Source organism: Pseudoalteromonas sp. S3776 (genome assembly GCF_005886915.1).
GTDB lineage: Bacteria > Pseudomonadota > Gammaproteobacteria > Enterobacterales > Alteromonadaceae > Pseudoalteromonas.
The window spans coordinates 36,415-52,452 of sequence record NZ_PNCU01000007.1; the positions used below are offsets into that span (position 1 = coordinate 36,415).

The 16,038-nt window shown below is 41.5% G+C and carries 11 protein-coding genes and 1 pseudogene; 8 read left to right on the plus strand and 4 right to left on the minus strand.

What is annotated here, in order from left to right:
- Nucleotides 1–1,053, minus strand: coding sequence for an efflux RND transporter periplasmic adaptor subunit (locus CWC16_RS04020; protein ID WP_138540594.1), 1,053 nt, complete (start codon nt 1,051–1,053; stop codon nt 1–3).
- Between the two features lie 246 nt (nt 1,054–1,299).
- Between CWC16_RS04020 and CWC16_RS04025 the strand changes: the two are divergent.
- The 6 genes and pseudogenes from CWC16_RS04025 (at nt 1,300) to CWC16_RS04050 (ending at nt 7,613) form a co-directional block, all read left to right on the plus strand.
- A pseudogene (locus tag CWC16_RS04025) lies at nt 1,300–2,003 on the plus strand (DUF2982 domain-containing protein).
- A gap of 20 nt (nt 2,004–2,023) precedes the next feature.
- On the plus strand, nt 2,024–2,356 hold the full coding sequence (locus CWC16_RS04030; protein ID WP_138540595.1) for a hypothetical protein: 333 nt from the start codon (nt 2,024–2,026) through the stop codon (nt 2,354–2,356).
- Between the two features lie 541 nt (nt 2,357–2,897).
- Complete coding sequence (locus CWC16_RS04035; protein ID WP_138540596.1) at nt 2,898–4,553, plus strand: Lcl C-terminal domain-containing protein; 1,656 nt, start codon at nt 2,898–2,900, stop codon at nt 4,551–4,553.
- Between the two features lie 9 nt (nt 4,554–4,562).
- Nucleotides 4,563–5,081 (plus strand): Lcl C-terminal domain-containing protein, encoded by a 519-nt coding sequence (locus tag CWC16_RS04040; RefSeq protein ID WP_138540597.1) that lies wholly within the window; start codon nt 4,563–4,565, stop codon nt 5,079–5,081.
- Between the two features lie 532 nt (nt 5,082–5,613).
- Nucleotides 5,614–6,531, plus strand: a complete 918-nt coding sequence (locus CWC16_RS04045) for an ExeA family protein (protein WP_055014943.1) — start codon at nt 5,614–5,616, stop codon at nt 6,529–6,531.
- Between the two features lie 11 nt (nt 6,532–6,542).
- Nucleotides 6,543–7,613: a general secretion pathway protein GspB gene (locus tag CWC16_RS04050; RefSeq protein ID WP_138540598.1), complete on the plus strand. Its 1,071-nt coding sequence runs from the start codon at nt 6,543–6,545 to the stop codon at nt 7,611–7,613.
- Between the two features lie 36 nt (nt 7,614–7,649).
- Here CWC16_RS04050 and CWC16_RS04055 read toward each other — a convergent pair whose 3' ends face one another.
- Nucleotides 7,650–8,849: a cyclic di-GMP phosphodiesterase gene (locus tag CWC16_RS04055; protein ID WP_138540599.1), complete on the minus strand. Its 1,200-nt coding sequence runs from the start codon at nt 8,847–8,849 to the stop codon at nt 7,650–7,652.
- 118 nt (nt 8,850–8,967) lie between these two features.
- On the minus strand, nt 8,968–12,771 hold the full coding sequence (putA, locus tag CWC16_RS04060; protein ID WP_138540600.1) for a bifunctional proline dehydrogenase/L-glutamate gamma-semialdehyde dehydrogenase PutA: 3,804 nt from the start codon (nt 12,769–12,771) through the stop codon (nt 8,968–8,970).
- Between the two features lie 206 nt (nt 12,772–12,977).
- Between putA and CWC16_RS04065 the strand changes: the two genes are divergently transcribed.
- Complete coding sequence (locus CWC16_RS04065; protein ID WP_138540601.1) at nt 12,978–13,460, plus strand: winged helix-turn-helix transcriptional regulator; 483 nt, start codon at nt 12,978–12,980, stop codon at nt 13,458–13,460.
- Between the two features lie 107 nt (nt 13,461–13,567).
- Here CWC16_RS04065 and CWC16_RS04070 read toward each other — a convergent pair whose 3' ends face one another.
- Complete coding sequence (locus CWC16_RS04070; protein ID WP_138540602.1) at nt 13,568–14,173, minus strand: TIGR04211 family SH3 domain-containing protein; 606 nt, start codon at nt 14,171–14,173, stop codon at nt 13,568–13,570.
- 215 nt (nt 14,174–14,388) lie between these two features.
- Between CWC16_RS04070 and CWC16_RS04075 the strand changes: the two genes are divergently transcribed.
- Nucleotides 14,389–15,909 (plus strand): CYTH domain-containing protein, encoded by a 1,521-nt coding sequence (locus tag CWC16_RS04075; protein WP_055014948.1) that lies wholly within the window; start codon nt 14,389–14,391, stop codon nt 15,907–15,909.
- Nucleotides 15,910–16,038 lie beyond the last annotated feature (129 nt).

Genomic DNA, 16,038 nt, shown 5'->3' on the forward strand with positions numbered 1-16,038 from the left:
TTAACCCTCAACACTTACTTTGCTACCAGGGCGAATTTTTATAATGCCTTCGGTAATTACTTGCACACCATCGCTAAGGCCTTCATCAATTGCTACCCACCCGTTATTTCTGCCAGCAACATGCACTTCTACCTTATTGGCAATGCCTTCTTTTACTTGGTACACATAGTGTTTATCTTGCAGTGGGATCACGGCTTTCTCTGGCACCATAAGCGCCTGATTACTACTGAGTTCAAGGGCGGTATTTAAAAGCATGCCAGGTCGCAGTAATCCTGATTTATTAGCAAAGCTTGCGGTTACTTCAACACTGCGGGTAACCGAATCAATACGGGAACTTATATGAGTAACTTTGCCGGTAAAGGTGTTACCTGGGTAGGCGTCATTTTGGGTATGTACTTTCATGCCAAGGCTAAGTTGAGATAAATATTTTTCAGGAACTTTAAAGTCAACTTTTATAATACTAATATCATCAAGCGTAGTAATAATTGTATCGCTACTTACATAAGCACCAACCGATATTTCTCGTTTGCCTAATAAGCCAGAAAACGGCGCAGTAATTAGCATTTCATCAAGTTTGGTTTTAGCGCTTTCTAGTTGGGCTTGCGTGGCATCTACGCGAGAAAGCTGCTCTTCTAATAATGATTTAGCGGTAGATTGTGTGCGAGAAAGCTCGGTAAGGCGGCTTAACTGACGTTTTTCTTCTTTTAAGTTAATGCTTAGCTCTTTTACAGCGTATTGTTCTTGCTGATTTTGCAGCTGCACAAGGCGTTGGCCTTTACTAACTAAGTCACCATCTTCAAAATAAATGTGGGTGACATAATCGCTTTGTGCGCTTTTAATATAAATAGCTTGATTTGCACGTGCACTGCCTATGGCTTCAATCATAACGGTGTTTTCTTGAGACGATACCGTATGAGCGCTAACTCTTGTTGCCTTATTACTTGAATTAGATTGTTCACCATGGCTAGATGGTAAATATAGGTACACACTTAAAATAACAAGAAGCGAAATTAGAAATGGAAAAAGGGCTTTACCTGACTGTTTTGAGTACATCGTTTTCATACCTGAAAATAAATTGTAAGTATTGTACGAAATAAGACCGTGGAAAGGCGGTTATGTGTCTCATAAATTTGTGCGTTAGGCGTAAAAATTTATGAGACTAATTACTTGTTCCCATTTAACGCTAAAATTATGATAAAACAATGAAGCCACAAGCACAGTGTAAAACCTGTTTAACAATCAGAAAAATAATACTCTGGGGTATTGTTATGTTTTTATTCTATATGGCTTTTTACCAATATGGCTAAGCAAAATTCAATAAAAAAATACAGAGCGCAAGGCTCACGTAATGGCATTGAAGTACTTTTTGTCGGCAGCATAGGTTTAGTATTTATTATGCTGTTTAATTTATTGCGCCCGGGTGAAATTAGCTTAATAGAAATATTTTTAGTCAGTATGTGCATAGCGGCTATTTTTATTGGTTTTTTAAAAACACAGGAGCCGTATTATAGTTTACTACTTAGTGAGTCCTTACTTGTGTATCAGCATAAGTATGGTCAGTGGCAGTTAAATGTTAGTAACCTGCACCACAGCGGTATTCCTAAGGTGGCTGACGGCCTTGAATACCTTGAATTAAACGCAGTGGGTTTAAAACTCATGATATGGACGAATTTTTAAGCGCTATACATCCCCGTATCGCCGGAAAACTACTGATAGAGCAACGTAATTTATTTATGCAAGCTGTTCAAAAACATTGCAAAAATGGCAATTGCCCATCAGAATGGTTAATAGAAGAGACACAATACACTTCACATAAAGGATTTAGCTATACTGGACTCATAGCTATGTTTGCTAACAGAGCGAAGCACCTTGAGTTGTTAACGGGGTATAATTTACTTTTACCCGCAAGTGTATTAGAGACAGACACTTGGTCGTTTAGTGCCGACTTAAATAAATGGAAACGCGCACCTGAACGGTTTATAGCATCGCAAGTTGGACACTAAATGCGATAGTAGGAAAAATAATGAGCCAAGAAAGATCTTTTATTAAAAGTGGTCGCAATACCATCATCCATAAAGATAAAAAGCTTGATCTAGTCATTGTAAATGCAGAGCAGCACCCACGTATAAAGGTAACTCAAAATGGTTTAGAGCCGTTTAAAGAGGACCTACCTAAAAACCGGCGAGATGCCAAAGAGCGTTACCTTGAAATTGTTAATATAAGTAGCGCAGATATTTTTGGCGAAGAAAAACAGCTATTGTTTATTCAGGCGCTTGATGGACGTGAATACAAAGTAGATTACTCTAAAATAGGCACTAAGCTGTTTGTGCGTATTCATCAAGATACGTATATGTAATACCAATGTGCAATAATATTTAACCATTTTGCGGGGCTAAATGTGCCGCTTCCTGCGTTTAAAAAATTTCATTTCGGCTGCATGGACGCAGAAGCTCGCGCAATACAGGAACAATTGGCGAGAGCAACTAAATAGCGCATTTATTGCCTAGGGTGTGTTGACCTTTGATAGTTGAATTTGCAGCAGTATGTTTGGCTTTTAGGCAAGGCAGAGCCTATGAAGTGTGGTTACTCCCCATAAATAGGCGATAACGCAGCATAAATGCCAAACATGCACAGCCCTTCGGGTTCTGCCTAGGGGCGATAAACTCTTTGTTGCTCGGTTTTTACTTAGCCCACTAGGTTACAAACCTCGCGCCGCGATTTAATCGCCCCTAGGTTGAACAAATTTCAATCCGCAAAGAACAATACGCCCAAGTTATTAACACATTTTCCAGCCTCAAAGTAGATCACCTAATTAAGCGAATTGGTATAACTCCTAATGGCATCTTTATTGCTAGTAATTACACTATAGTAATTATTTGACATTATAGGTGCGTTTTATGAAAGCGTTTGCTTTTACTCCCCTTATATCTTGTTTTTTATTGGCTGCCTGTGGCGGTGGAGGCGGCGGTAGTGATGACTCTACTGTTGAAACCACAGTCAATGCAGGAAACGATCTTCAAGTTGTAGAAAAAACAGAGTTTACCATTACCGCGCAAGGCTCACCGGCAGACGGTACCTTTACTTGGCAGCGCGTTAGCGGCCCATCAGTGGACGGCTTTCCGCTTGAAGGTGCAGAGCAAACTATTACAGCTCCCGATGTTAAAGCCGATAGTGAACTTGTACTATCTGTAAGCTACCAGACAGATAACGGCAGCTTAGTGAGTGACAATGTGAGTATATTTATTACTTCAAGCAACCAGTTACCACTTGCTGTTGTGAGTCAAATAGCTCCTGAAACACTGCCTTCGACCTATAATGATACCGTAACTTTAAGCGCTGAAGAGTCGAGCGATCCAGATGAAAACGGTCAAATTAATAGTTATCAGTGGGAATTAATTTCAGGCCCCGATTTAGATGTAACCGACTTTGATAATTCAACGGTAAGTTTTAGCCACCCGCTGCTTGAGTCAAATACTAATTTAGTGTGGCAGTTAAGCGTTACCGATGACGAAGGCGGCGAGGCAAGTACTGAATACAGTATGACACTCAATAAAACAGATGAGCTGGTTGTGGCTAATGCCGGGGATGACCAAAACGTTGAAGAATTTGAGGAAGTAACCTTAGATGCAAGTGAAAGTGACACCCTAACAGATACGTTTTCATGTAGCTGGCAACAATTAACAGGCAATGCCGAAACACTGGCAAATACTAGCCAATGTACCACGACATTTTTTGCCTCCGACGTTGATTTAGATACCACATTGAGCTTTGAAGTCACTGTTACTGATTCTAAAGGGCGCACCGACACCGATACCGTATTTATTGATGTATCTCCAAAAGCATTAGGGTTAATTAACGACAGTGGTCTAGGCGAGTGTTATAACAACACCCAGCGTATCAATTGCCAAAGTAGTGATTTTCCGGGACAAGATGCAGAGCTTGGCCGAGACAGCTTTGCCAATCAACTCGATAAAGCAGGCCAAGGTAACCTTGCCTTTGACTACACTAAGTTAAATCAATTTGCTGATGAAGTAGCTGATGATAGTAACGACTTTACTTGTATTCGCGACAACGTAACGGGGCTTGTATGGGAGGTTAAAAGTGTAGAGTCAGGTACATTACCTAATACCAGCTTGCGTGATGGCCAAAATCATTACTTTTGGGATTTAGGCACGACAACCTTTACCGATACCAGTACCGCAAATACCACCTGCCCAGATGATACAAGCTGTGGTGTGCAAACCTATATAAATGAAGTGAACGACTTAGACTTTTGCGGCGGTACCAATTGGCGCTTACCGACTTACACTGAGCTCTTGAGCTTAATAGATTATGGCAAGCAGGGCGAAAACGTATTAATTGATGAAGCGTTTTTTCCTAATATGCCAGCAGCGGGCGCTATAGATGATGTTAATTTACCGTACTGGACATCACAAACTGCAGCCGATGGTACCAGCTTATCGCAAGCGTACATTATAGATATGAGTAATGGGAATGACTTAGCTTACCCGAAAGAAAAATACGCGTATGTACGCCTAGTCAGAAGCCGATAGGAGAAAACCATGAAAACACGCATATTATTTTCACTGGCTGTGTTTAGCGCCAGCTTTCAACTAGCCGCAGCGCAAACGTGTTACGACGGGGCGGATACTACAACACCCACTACGCGCTTTACCCTTAATGATGATGGCACAGTATTAGATACCGAAACGGGCCTGATGTGGCAGCGCTGTAGCTATGGGCAAGTTTACGATAGCGACACCGGAACGTGCGCTGGGTCTACACCCTCACTAAATTGGCAAGAAGCGCTTAGAGGAGCAGAAAACGACACCACTGCTGATTATGATGATTGGCAGGTGCCTAATATTAAAGAGCTTGCCAGTATATTAGAACACAGCTGTACCGAGCCGAGTATTAACGAAGAGGTGTTTTTAGGCACTAAATTGCAAAACTATTGGACTAATACGTCAGGCGTTAGCACGATGAGCTCAGCATGGGTTTATCAGTTTGATAGTGGGCTCAATAGTTTACATGCTAAAACCAGTGACGTGTATTTACGTTTAGTGCGCTACGAAAACTAGGGCCTGTTGAACTTTCAGGGTTATAATTTGTTCAATCTAAGGGCTATTTAAACGCGGCGCGAGGTTTGTAACCTAGTGGGCTCGATAACTGCTCCTGCGTTATTCTAATGACTTACATCCATGTAAGAATAAGTAAAAACCGAGTAAAGCTTTCGCGTCCTGCTTACGCCCTTACCTACATCCATGTAGGCAACAAAGAGGAAATTGCCCTTAGGCAGAACCCTTTGGGCAGCGCTTGTTTGGCATTTATACGTCGTTATCGCCTATTTATGGGGAACAACCACACTACATAGCCTCTGCCTTGCCTAAATACCAAACAGGCTGCTGCAAATTCAACCTCGAAAGGTCAACAGCCCCTAAGTAAATGAAATAGCCAGCACGTGGCGTTAATATAAAGGCGTCGCTAAATTTAGCGACGCTTTTTGTTTTACATAAATTTACGATATTTCAATAATAAAGCACATACAACGTTGTTACTTTGTCATTTTTTTTGCCATTATAGGCCGAGTTTTAAAAACGAAGGAACATTGCGGTGTATTTAAGCTACTTTGGCTTGAGCGAAAAGCCATTTTCGATCTCGCCCAACCCCCATTATCTATTTTTAAGCGAACGCCATAAAGAGGCACTTGCCCACTTAACCTATGGTCTAGGCGAAGATGGCGGGTTTGTTTTGCTCACCGGCGAAGTGGGAACAGGCAAAACCACCATTACCCGCAGTATGCTAGAGCAACTACCAGAGAATACCCAAGTTGCGATGATCCACAATCCGGCGTTGTCGGAGCTTGAGCTTTTGGCCAGTATTTGCGATGAGCTAAACATTACTTACGATGTTCAAAATGCCACCCTTAAAAGTTTAACCGACATTATTAAGCAGCACCTAGAGGCTAATAATAAAGCGGGCGGGCATACAATTTTAATTATTGATGAAGCGCAGCTTCTTGCTCCCGATGTACTTGAGCAGTTACGACTGCTAACTAACATAGAAACTGATCATAAAAAGCTGTTACAAATTGTTTTAGTGGGGCAACCAGAGCTTCAGGCATTATTAAAACGCACAGAGCTTAGGCAATTAGCACAGCGAATTACAGCACGGTATCATTTATTGCCGCTCACCCAAGGGCAAACGGTTGCCTATATAAAGCACCGTTTACATATTGCGGGGTGTGATAAAGGCGTGTTCTCGCTCGATGCTATGCAAGCTGTGCATCAGTTAACTGGCGGCATTCCACGTTTAATGAATTTAGTGTGTGAGCGGGCGTTAGTTGGGGCTTTTTCTAAGCAGCAGCTTATTGTTGATAGTGATATTGTTAAACAATCAGCGCAAGAATCACTGCCTATGGACTTTGTGGCTACGCAGAGTAATGAACTTAAATCCACAGGCCATGTTTATTATTACTTAGCATTTGCTGCTTTATTTGCAGTGGGTGTTGGTATGTCGTTTATTATATAGTTAGGTAATTTATGTCTTATTTATTAGATGCATTAAAGCAATCTCAACAAGCAGATATGAGCGCCGAGCAATATGATTTGCAGGCAGCGCAGTTAAAACAGCAACAAGCACTCACGCGTTATAAAAAGATGGTGTGGCTACTTGGCGGCGCAATTGCAGCATTTATTGCTATAGCGGGTGGATTTACGGCGGGTAAGTGGTTTCAAACCAGTGCACTACTAAAAGCAAGCCAGCCGGTTGATGTTGTTAGTACTGATAGTAAAAAACAAAAACAAGCAGTAACAGATGAGCCAATTACAGCGCAAAATGAAGCCGCACAGCCTGTAAAGTCACCTTCTACAGAGGCTGAAAAAAATAGCAATAAAGCCACTATAGAAGGGCAGTGGGTGTATGTGCAAACACCAACAGGTGTACAAAAAATGTTGCTTACCCCACAAGGGCAGTATATCCCTATTAATGATAACCCGACAAAACAACAAGGTTACAATGTGCAAACCCCTATAAATGCTAATGGCTATGCGTTTAATCAGCCGACTTATAATGCACAGTTACCTAACACGCAAAACTATAATCCACTTGCTTATAATGCACCCGGCCAAAACACACAATTTATGCAGCCGCAAGCACAAAATACCAGCTCAGCAGGTTTAGATATGAGCAAGTACAAAGTGCTCGGAAAACCATTGAATGGTGAAAATACCCCAAGTACGCAAGTGCCGCAAAGTAGTCCGGAGCTTGATGCTGTACCGAGCAAATTAAAAGACGCTTTTGCACAAGCAATCAAAGACTCGCAGCAGGAGCAGGACTACGAAGTAACGCAGGCTTCACGCAGCTCCTCGCGAGTAGAACCTATTGAGCTATTACCCGATGGTTTGCAAGCTATGTTGCCGAGCATTAAATATCAAGCACACATATATTCTTCAAGTGCGGATAAGCGTTGGATAAAGCTTAACGGCCGTGAGTTACACGAAGGCGATAATATAGGTGCGCTAAAAGTGCGCGAAATTACCCCAGAGCAAAGCGTACTAGACTTTGATGGCTATGAATTTAGCTTAAAAGCTCTGCAAGACTGGCCACAGTAATATTGAACTATTAAAAAGCCGCCGTAACGCGGTTTTTTAAGGTAAAATCGAATTTTTATAAAAGCGTTCTAAATCAATATTATAATCAGCTGGTTTAACTGTCGATTCGAGTACGTCAGCTGTTTTTTTATTGGCTAAGTCAATATCTTGTACTTCGGTATAGCGGCTATGCTTTGCGCTATAGAATGTTTTTACCACCGGTTTTAAAGGAGTCGTTGGGTTGCTTTCGGTTACTAGGCCTACTTTTTGGCTTGAAAGCTTAACTAAGGTACCTACCGGGTGAATGCCAATACATTGAATAAATTTAGTGAGTAGTTCACCATCAAAGCTATCGGGGCAGCCATCTTTTAAAATTTTAAACGCTTTAATAGGCTCCATGCCTGCTTTATAGACACGTTCTGCTGTCAGTGCGTCATATACATCTACAATAGATGCCATGCGAACGTATTGGCTTATTTCATCGCCTTTTTTGGCAAACGGGTAGCCTTTTCCATCTAAACGCTCATGATGTAGGCCGGCAATATCTACAGCAATACCTGTTAATCCTGCTTCTTCCAAAATTTGTTTTGAATGCAAAGCATGGTTTTGCATAATTTTAAATTCGTCATCACTTAAGCGGCCCGGTTTATTGAGCACTTCGTCAGGGGTTTTAATTTTTCCTATGTCATGTAACAAAGCACCTGTAGTAAGCTCTGCAATAATATCGCGCTCTATGCCTAAGTGCTTTGCAAAAATACCCATCAATATAGATACATTAATAGAATGCTCAAGTAAGTATGCATCTTTTTGGCGCATTTGTGTTAAGCAGGCTAGGGCATCTTGGTTTCTAAAAATTGAATCCATAAAACCACTGGCAAGTTCCTTAAAAGGCGCTATGTCTATATCTCTGCCCGCTTTTATATCGCCAAAGGCCTTTTGTTGAAGTGTTTTAGCTTCGTCGTAGAGCTTTTTAGCTTTGCCCATTTCTTGTTCGCTACTATGAACTTTAAGCCAAGGGTCGTGTTTTTTAATATCAGCCTTAGGCGTTGGCGCTGGGGCTTGGGTGTCGGGCTCGGATGACGTTAATGTTTTATCTGGATCTATCTCTATTTCTAAAATGCCCGCTTTTTTGAGCTTATCAATACCCGCCTGAGTTTTAACCCAGCCTTGGTTTTTAATTTTAATGCGCCCAGTTTGCTTTGTAACACTTTGTACAAACATGCCAGGCTGTAATTGCGAAATAGAGATAACGTTCAATTTTCTTACTTCTATAAGGGTTCTTTGTTTAAATTAGCATCATTATACGTTGCAACGTAAAAAAAAAGGCACTTTTAAGTGCCTTTTTTTTCATTTTTAGTTAATTAGTATTAGATGGTTATTCGTCATCTTCTACTAGGGTCATCAGTGAGGTATTACCGCCAGAGGCAGTGGTATCAATACTGATCGTTTTTTCGGTAATTAAGCGTTTAATTAACGTATCGTAATACTCTGAAGTAATTACTGGCAAAATAGCGCCTTTACGCTGTGCAAGTTGTTGGCTGAAGTAACCTAAACGAGACGAACGTGCTGCAACCACCGCACCCGCTAAGTGAGGGTGAGCCAAAATAGCTTGAAGCTGGTTAGGTTTTGCAACCTGGAACACGCCCTCTGCAACGCCTGTGGCAATAAACTTGTCTTTAAAAGCTACCGCCTCATCATAAAACAGCTCTGATGCTACCGTAATTACTGTATTACCAGCAGCTAGTGCTGTAATAATTGACAGCGCCCAGAAGTTAAATGACGTGCTTTTATCTGCATAACACACCACACAACCACGCGCTTCAAGATGCAAGGTGTTTGACTCACCAGTCGGCCCAGGCAATGTAGTGAACTTACGCATGTGTTTTTCGAGGCGGTTTAATTGTGCACGCGCTTCTGAAAGCGTTAACGCTAAATCATCCGCTAAATCATCAATGATTTCGACCGTTGCGACTTTAGCAAGTAACTGACGAACAGCCGATACACGGTCGTTTAGCGGCGTTGCACGCCAAATTTTCTCGTCGCGCATTGAGTTAGCCATTAGCTTTTTAACTTGTTCATTTGCACCGCTGTAATGGTGTAAATCAAGCTCATCTGGCGTTAGGTTAGTCATTTGCACGTTATCAGGCGATGCTTTTTCTTTTACTAAACGCTGCAGGTAGTTAGGTCCACCGGCTTTAGGGCCGGTACCAGATAAACCACGGCCACCAAATGGTTGCACACCTACAATAGCACCAATCATATTACGGTTTACGTATACGTTACCCGCACGCGACATTTTAGCTAGGTACTCACAACGCTCTTCTATACGAGAGTGAACACCCATTGTTAGGCCGTAACCTGTGTTATTTATTTGGTCAATTACGTTGTCAATATCATTCGCTTTAAAGCGAATAATGTGTACACATGGACCAAATACTTCACGCTTAAGCACTGATAAATCTTCTATTTCGTACAAACGAGGCGCAAAAAAGTAGGCTCCGTTTTGCGTGTTGTCAGGGATCTTACACTCGTAATGAAGTGTTGCATTACCTTTTAAGTATTCAACATGCTCATTTAGCGTTTTAAGGGCTTTTTCATCAATTACCGGGCCTACATCGGTAGAAAGCATTGATGGGTCCCCAACATGCAGCTCTGCCAGCGCACCTTTAAGCATTTCAATAATGCCATCAGCAACATCTTCTTGTATAAATAATACACGCAGTGCTGAACAGCGTTGACCAGCACTTTGGAAACCTGAGCTTATTACATCATCCACAACTTGCTCTGGCAGCGCTGTTGAATCAACAATCATACAGTTTTGGCCGCCGGTTTCTGCTATTAACGGTACTTGAATATCGTTACGTGCAGCGAGAGTTTGTGAAATAAGTGTGCCGGTTTCTGTAGAACCAGTAAACATAACAGCTTGTATACGCTCATCAGGTACAATTGTTTTACCCACTTCAGAACCGCGGGCGATTACTGGTTGCACTACATGCTCTGGTAAGCCAACCGAAAGCATTAATTCAATAGCACGAAGTGCAATTAAGCTTGTTTGCTCTGCAGGTTTTGCAATAACTGTATTACCCGTAACGATTGCTGCAGCTACTTGGCCTAAGAAAATAGCAAGCGGGAAGTTCCATGGGCTAATACATAAAATGACACCGCGGGCTTCAAAACGTTCATCGCTAGCTAGGTCTTCTGCGCGGGCAGCGTAGTAGCGACAAAAATCAACAGCTTCACGTACCTCATCGATACCATCTTGCGCAATTTTACCGGCTTCTTTAATACATATAGCTACGAGCTCGTCGTGGTGGCGCTCTAAAATATCTGCCACGCGGCGTAATAAATTAGCACGCTCTTTTACAGATGTTTGCGACCATGACTCAAACGCCGCTTCTGCATTGGCCAAAATGTCTTTCATCTCATCGCCAGATTGCAGTTTAACGTGGCCGATGATTTCGTTGTGATTTGCTGGGTTTTTAACCGCTAATGCGCCTTCAGGTACTTGGCCTTTATCAATTAAATGCTCGTTAAACCAGCTTTCAAGGTTCTCTTTGAATGGCGTAATCACATTAATATCGGTTAAGTCCATGCCTTTAGAGTTAGCACGTTCATCGCCGTATAAGTCGATTGGCATTTTAATTTGCGTATTGTACTTATTACGTAAACCTTGCAGTGTTTCTACTGGATCAGGTAATAGCGACTCAACTGGTTTAGTGGTATCTACAATGGCGTTTACAAACGATGAGTTAGCGCCATTTTCAAGTAAACGACGAACTAGGTAGGCAAGTAGGTCTTCGTGCTGGCCTACTGGAGCATACACACGACATTGAATTTTTTCCTCATTTACGATTTGGTCAAATAAAGATTCGCCCATACCGTGTAAACGTTGGAATTCAAAACCGGTGTTATCGCCTTTAGCAACTTCTAAAATAGTGGCTGCAGTGTAAGCGTTGTGCGTTGCAAATTGTGGGTAGAGCACATCACGCGCTTCGAGCATTCTAATCGCACAGGCTTTGTAAGATACATCGGTCGTTGCTTTACGTGTAAATACAGGGTAGTGCTCTAAACCATCTTGCTGAGTGGTTTTGATTTCGGTATCCCAGTAGGCACCTTTAACTAGGCGCACCATCATTTTACGGCCTACGCGAGTAGCAAGCTCAGTTACCCATTCAATAACAAAAATAGCGCGCTTTTGATACGCTTGTACGGCCAAGCCAAAACCTTGCCAGTTACCTAGATCTTCATCGCTAAATACCGCTTCAATAACATCTAACGAAATATCTAAGCGGTCAGCTTCTTCGGCATCAACCGTAAAGCCAATATCGTATTGTTTAGCTGCAAGCGCCAGCTCTTTAAGTTTAGGCACAATTTCGGCCATCACGCGCTCTTTATGCGTGAACTCATAACGTGGATGAATAGCAGAAAGTTTAACGGAAATACCTGGGCTTTTAACTGGGCCACGGCCATTTGCTGCTTTACCAATGGCATGGATTGCGTTCATGTAGCTGTCGAAGTAACGCTTGGCATCTTTCATTGTGCGCGCGCCTTCGCCTAGCATGTCATATGAGTAAACGTAGCCTTTTTGCTCTTTTTCGGCAGCGCGTTCAATGGCTTCATCAATGGTGCGACCCATAACGAACTGCTTACCCATAATTTTCATGGCAAAGTTTACAGATTTGCGAATAACAGGCTCGCCTAAACGACCTATGGTCTTTTTAAGCATACCAAATTGCTGTTCTTTGGTTTTATCTGTGTAGTTAACCATTTTACCGGTTACTAATAACCCCCATGAAGAAGCATTAACGAATAAAGAATCGCTGCTTCCTAAATGAGAACTCCAATCACCTTTAGCAAGCTTGTCACGAATTAACGTATCTTGCGTGGCTTTGTCTGGTACGCGAAGTAGGGCTTCGGCCAAACACATTAACACTACACCTTCCTCACTAGAGAGTGAGAATTCATTTAAAAGTGCGTCTACACCGCTTTGACCGTCTTGGTCTTTTCGAATGTTTAAAACAATCTGGCGAGCTCTTTCCCACGCACGGCTACGTGCTTTAACACCTACTTCTGCAAGTGGTAAAATATGATCAATAACGGCATTTTCGTCAATGCGGTAAAAATCACGAATTTTCTGTCTTGTAGGACAGGTTGTTGTCAAATCGCCATTGAATAACATAAGCAACCCTCAGGAATGTTAATATGTAAACAGTAGAACAAAATTATGCGCTTGTGCCGGTAGGCCAAAGCAAACTTGCTACTAATAAATTACCAGTGATGTAATGCGTGCATTCTAATTAAATTTCAGCAGAATATGCTGGTTAAATTTCGCGATTTACGATAATTTACAGGGCATATTTTCAACTTATCCGTATAAAATTCTGTATGACAAATCCAAATAGATTACGCCTGCTTGATCGTATCGATTTAGCAATATTAGACGTTCTTCAAAAGAACGGCAGAATTTCTAATGTTAACCTAGCAAAACAGGTTAATTTAAGTCCTAGTCCATGCCTTGACCGTGTTAAGCGGTTAGAGCAAGAAGGCTATATAGAAGGGTATTTTGCAAAGCTTAGCGAACAAAAGCTGAACCAGAGCTTAGTGGCGCATGTGCAAGTATCGCTGGTGGCATCTAACACGGCTGTATTTAAAGTGTTTAAAGAGCACATACTTAAAATTGAGCAAGTTGTTGAATGCGATATGGTAGCGGGCGGGTACGATTACCTGCTAAAAATTAGGGTCTCAGATATGGATGAGTACCGACAAGTGCTAGGAGATTTGGTCGACATTCCGGGGGTAGGGACTCACCATACTTATATGGTCATAGAAAAAATCAAGCAAGACCCTGGTTTACGTTTGGATATTTAAAATCCATATGCTTATTGCAATAGCTTACACACACATTAAAAAAGCACCTAAGGGTGCTTTTTTTAGTAGTTAGCTCAACAAAATAAGCTAATAAAAGTGTAGGTTAATTATGCCCACCCTTCGTAGCGCTTACGGCGTGAAAGTACAACGGTAAGAATAATACCTAAAAATAAACCTATAAAGGCAATAGCGCCGCCATAAGTTAATAGCTGACGTTTTTCTTTTGCTGTGGCTGCTTGTTTTTGCGCACGTTCTTGCTCAAGCGTTGTTTGCAGCTCAGTAATTTGTTGGTTAAGTAGTTTGTTTTGATTGGTTAAGCTTTGATTGTGCTTTTGTAACTGCGGGAGCTCAACTTGTGCTTGGCGCAATTTATTTTGAACACTGCTCATTTCACTACTGAGCGTTTGATACTGCTGGTGAAGACCCGGAGTTTGCGATATAAATTTAGATTCAACCCAACCTTCACGGTCTTTATCGTCTTTGATTTTTATAAAGCCGTTTTCTTCTTTTGATAGCACGGATAATTTAGTGCCCGCATCTACAGAGCCAAGTAAGCGGTAGTTTTTACCTGCACCAGAGCGCATAAAGGTATATAGATTGTCGATTATATAAGCTGTGTTTGCATCTGATGAGTTGGCTGTTTGAGCTTCTTGAGCTTGGCTTATAAACGAGGTGGCTGTTAAAAGTAGCCCTAGTAAACAGTGTTTTAGCATTTATCTACCTTGTTAGTCTATCCGTGTCCGTTGTGGTTGTGAGTAATATTTTCACATAAGTAGTGAGATAGTATGGATTAAACGCGTTAATAGCAAGGTTGATATTGTAACCCGATAATGGCATAGCTCAGTCAAAAAGGTTAAAAAATTTGCAAAATGAGGTGGCTTTGTTTATTTTGAGCACTTATTTATTTTAAAGGTAATCCTCAACCCTAATGGATACTGAGATAGAACTGAAGTTTTTGGTATCAGATGCCGTTGTTCCACTGATCCCCTCGCTAATCACACAATTTGCTAAAACGGTTATTAATAAACCTTCACGTAGTCTGCAAAATGCCTATTACGATACTCCAAGTAGAGAGCTAAGAGCCCTGGATATCGGTTTTAGAACGCGCTGTGCCGACGGTAAATGCGAACAAACCATTAAACTTGCTGGCGAAGTTGTGGGCGGACTTCACCAACGCCCTGAATATAACTTGCCGATTGAATCGAGTCGCCCTGATTTATTAGCCTTTAATAATGCTATTTGGCCTCATGGTATGCAAGTTAATGCTATTAGCGATAATTTATATCCTATTTTTAGTACTAACTTTATTCGTCGTACCTGGTTAATAGAAACCCCCAACGGTGCAAAAATCGAAGTCGTGCTCGATAAGGGGGAAATAGCTGCATCGGGTAAGGTTGATATTATTAGCGAGCTTGAAATAGAGCTTGTTGAGGGTAACAGAGACGAGCTATTTGCTTTGGCAGATAAACTAGTTAGTCAAAATTGTATCCGCTTAGGTCTTTATTCAAAAGCAGCTAGAGGCTATCGTTTAGCCGATGAAACACCGCTGAAGCCGAGTAAGTCGATAGGGTTTGTAAAATTAAAAAAACAAGCAACGCAAGAGCAAGCGCTGATTGAAGCCATGAACTTTGGTATTCGCTTTGTGCAAAAGCATGAGCAGTGTTACTTTGACAAGCCTAGTTTAAAAACCCTCAAACGCGTGACTGACGGCATTAGCTTAATTAGGCACAATTTTTGGTTGTTCGACGATATTGTAAGTAAAGAGAGCACTGAACAGTTAAGAACAGAGCTCAAGTGGTTGTTAAGTGAATTAGCCTGGGTTGAAAATGCTATTCAGTTAAAAACGTATACATCTAAGCGCCACGCATTTTATAAAAAGATAAATGCAGCGCCAGCATTAGCGCAAGTTATTAACGATTTAAAAGAGCTTCAACCGAGTATTGATGATATTAATGCTTTGTTTCAAAGTGCGCGTTATAACCGGTTACTGCTGTTGCTTACTACTTGGTTAGTAGACAAGCAATGGCGTAAATTTTGGGGCCAAACCGAGCTTAAAGCAGCAGAGCTGCCAGTGGCTAAAATTGCTAAACGCTTATTTAATAAAGATTGGCAAAATTTAGATAAGTTACTCCCTAAGGAGCAAACGCTTACCGTAAAAGACTATTTAAGTTTACGCCCGCAATTAGAAAACAGTTTATTAAGCGGTAATTGCTTAGGCGCACTGTTTGACAAAGAAGCGCGTTTAGAATTTAGGCTACCGTGGTTAGATATTTCTCATGGTATGTATGAGCTCAGCACGCTGGAATATTTAAAACAGCTTTGCGGTGGGCAAGAAGATGAGCAATTGGCTAAAATTCAACAGTGGCTAGATCAGAAGTCGGATTACTTAGTCAGTGCTATGGAGCAAAGCCGTTTAGCGTCTTTTGATATAGAGCCGTATTGGCAATAATACCTCGTAGCAGGTGTTGCAGCATTAACACCTGCGTTAACCTTTTTTGTTACCTTTTTTAAACCCCCTTAATTAAATAACCCCCTAATTTCTACGTAATAAAAAATGGTGTGTTAGGCACTCGTTAAC

Excerpts from the sequence above, each read along its gene's own strand:
- CWC16_RS04020 (WP_138540594.1), bottom strand. The coding sequence starts at position 1,053 with ATGTACTCAAAACAGTCAGGTAAAGCCCTTTTTCCATTTCTAATTTCG.
- CWC16_RS04030 (WP_138540595.1), top strand. The coding sequence starts at position 2,024 with ATGAGCCAAGAAAGATCTTTTATTAAAAGTGGTCGCAATACCATCATC.
- CWC16_RS04035 (WP_138540596.1), top strand. The coding sequence starts at position 2,898 with ATGAAAGCGTTTGCTTTTACTCCCCTTATATCTTGTTTTTTATTGGCT.
- CWC16_RS04040 (WP_138540597.1), top strand. The coding sequence starts at position 4,563 with ATGAAAACACGCATATTATTTTCACTGGCTGTGTTTAGCGCCAGCTTT.
- CWC16_RS04050 (WP_138540598.1), top strand. The coding sequence starts at position 6,543 with ATGTCTTATTTATTAGATGCATTAAAGCAATCTCAACAAGCAGATATG.
- putA (WP_138540600.1), bottom strand. The coding sequence starts at position 12,771 with ATGTTATTCAATGGCGATTTGACAACAACCTGTCCTACAAGACAGAAA.
- CWC16_RS04065 (WP_138540601.1), top strand. The coding sequence starts at position 12,978 with ATGACAAATCCAAATAGATTACGCCTGCTTGATCGTATCGATTTAGCA.
- CWC16_RS04070 (WP_138540602.1), bottom strand. The coding sequence starts at position 14,173 with ATGCTAAAACACTGTTTACTAGGGCTACTTTTAACAGCCACCTCGTTT.
- CWC16_RS04075 (WP_055014948.1), top strand. The coding sequence starts at position 14,389 with ATGGATACTGAGATAGAACTGAAGTTTTTGGTATCAGATGCCGTTGTT.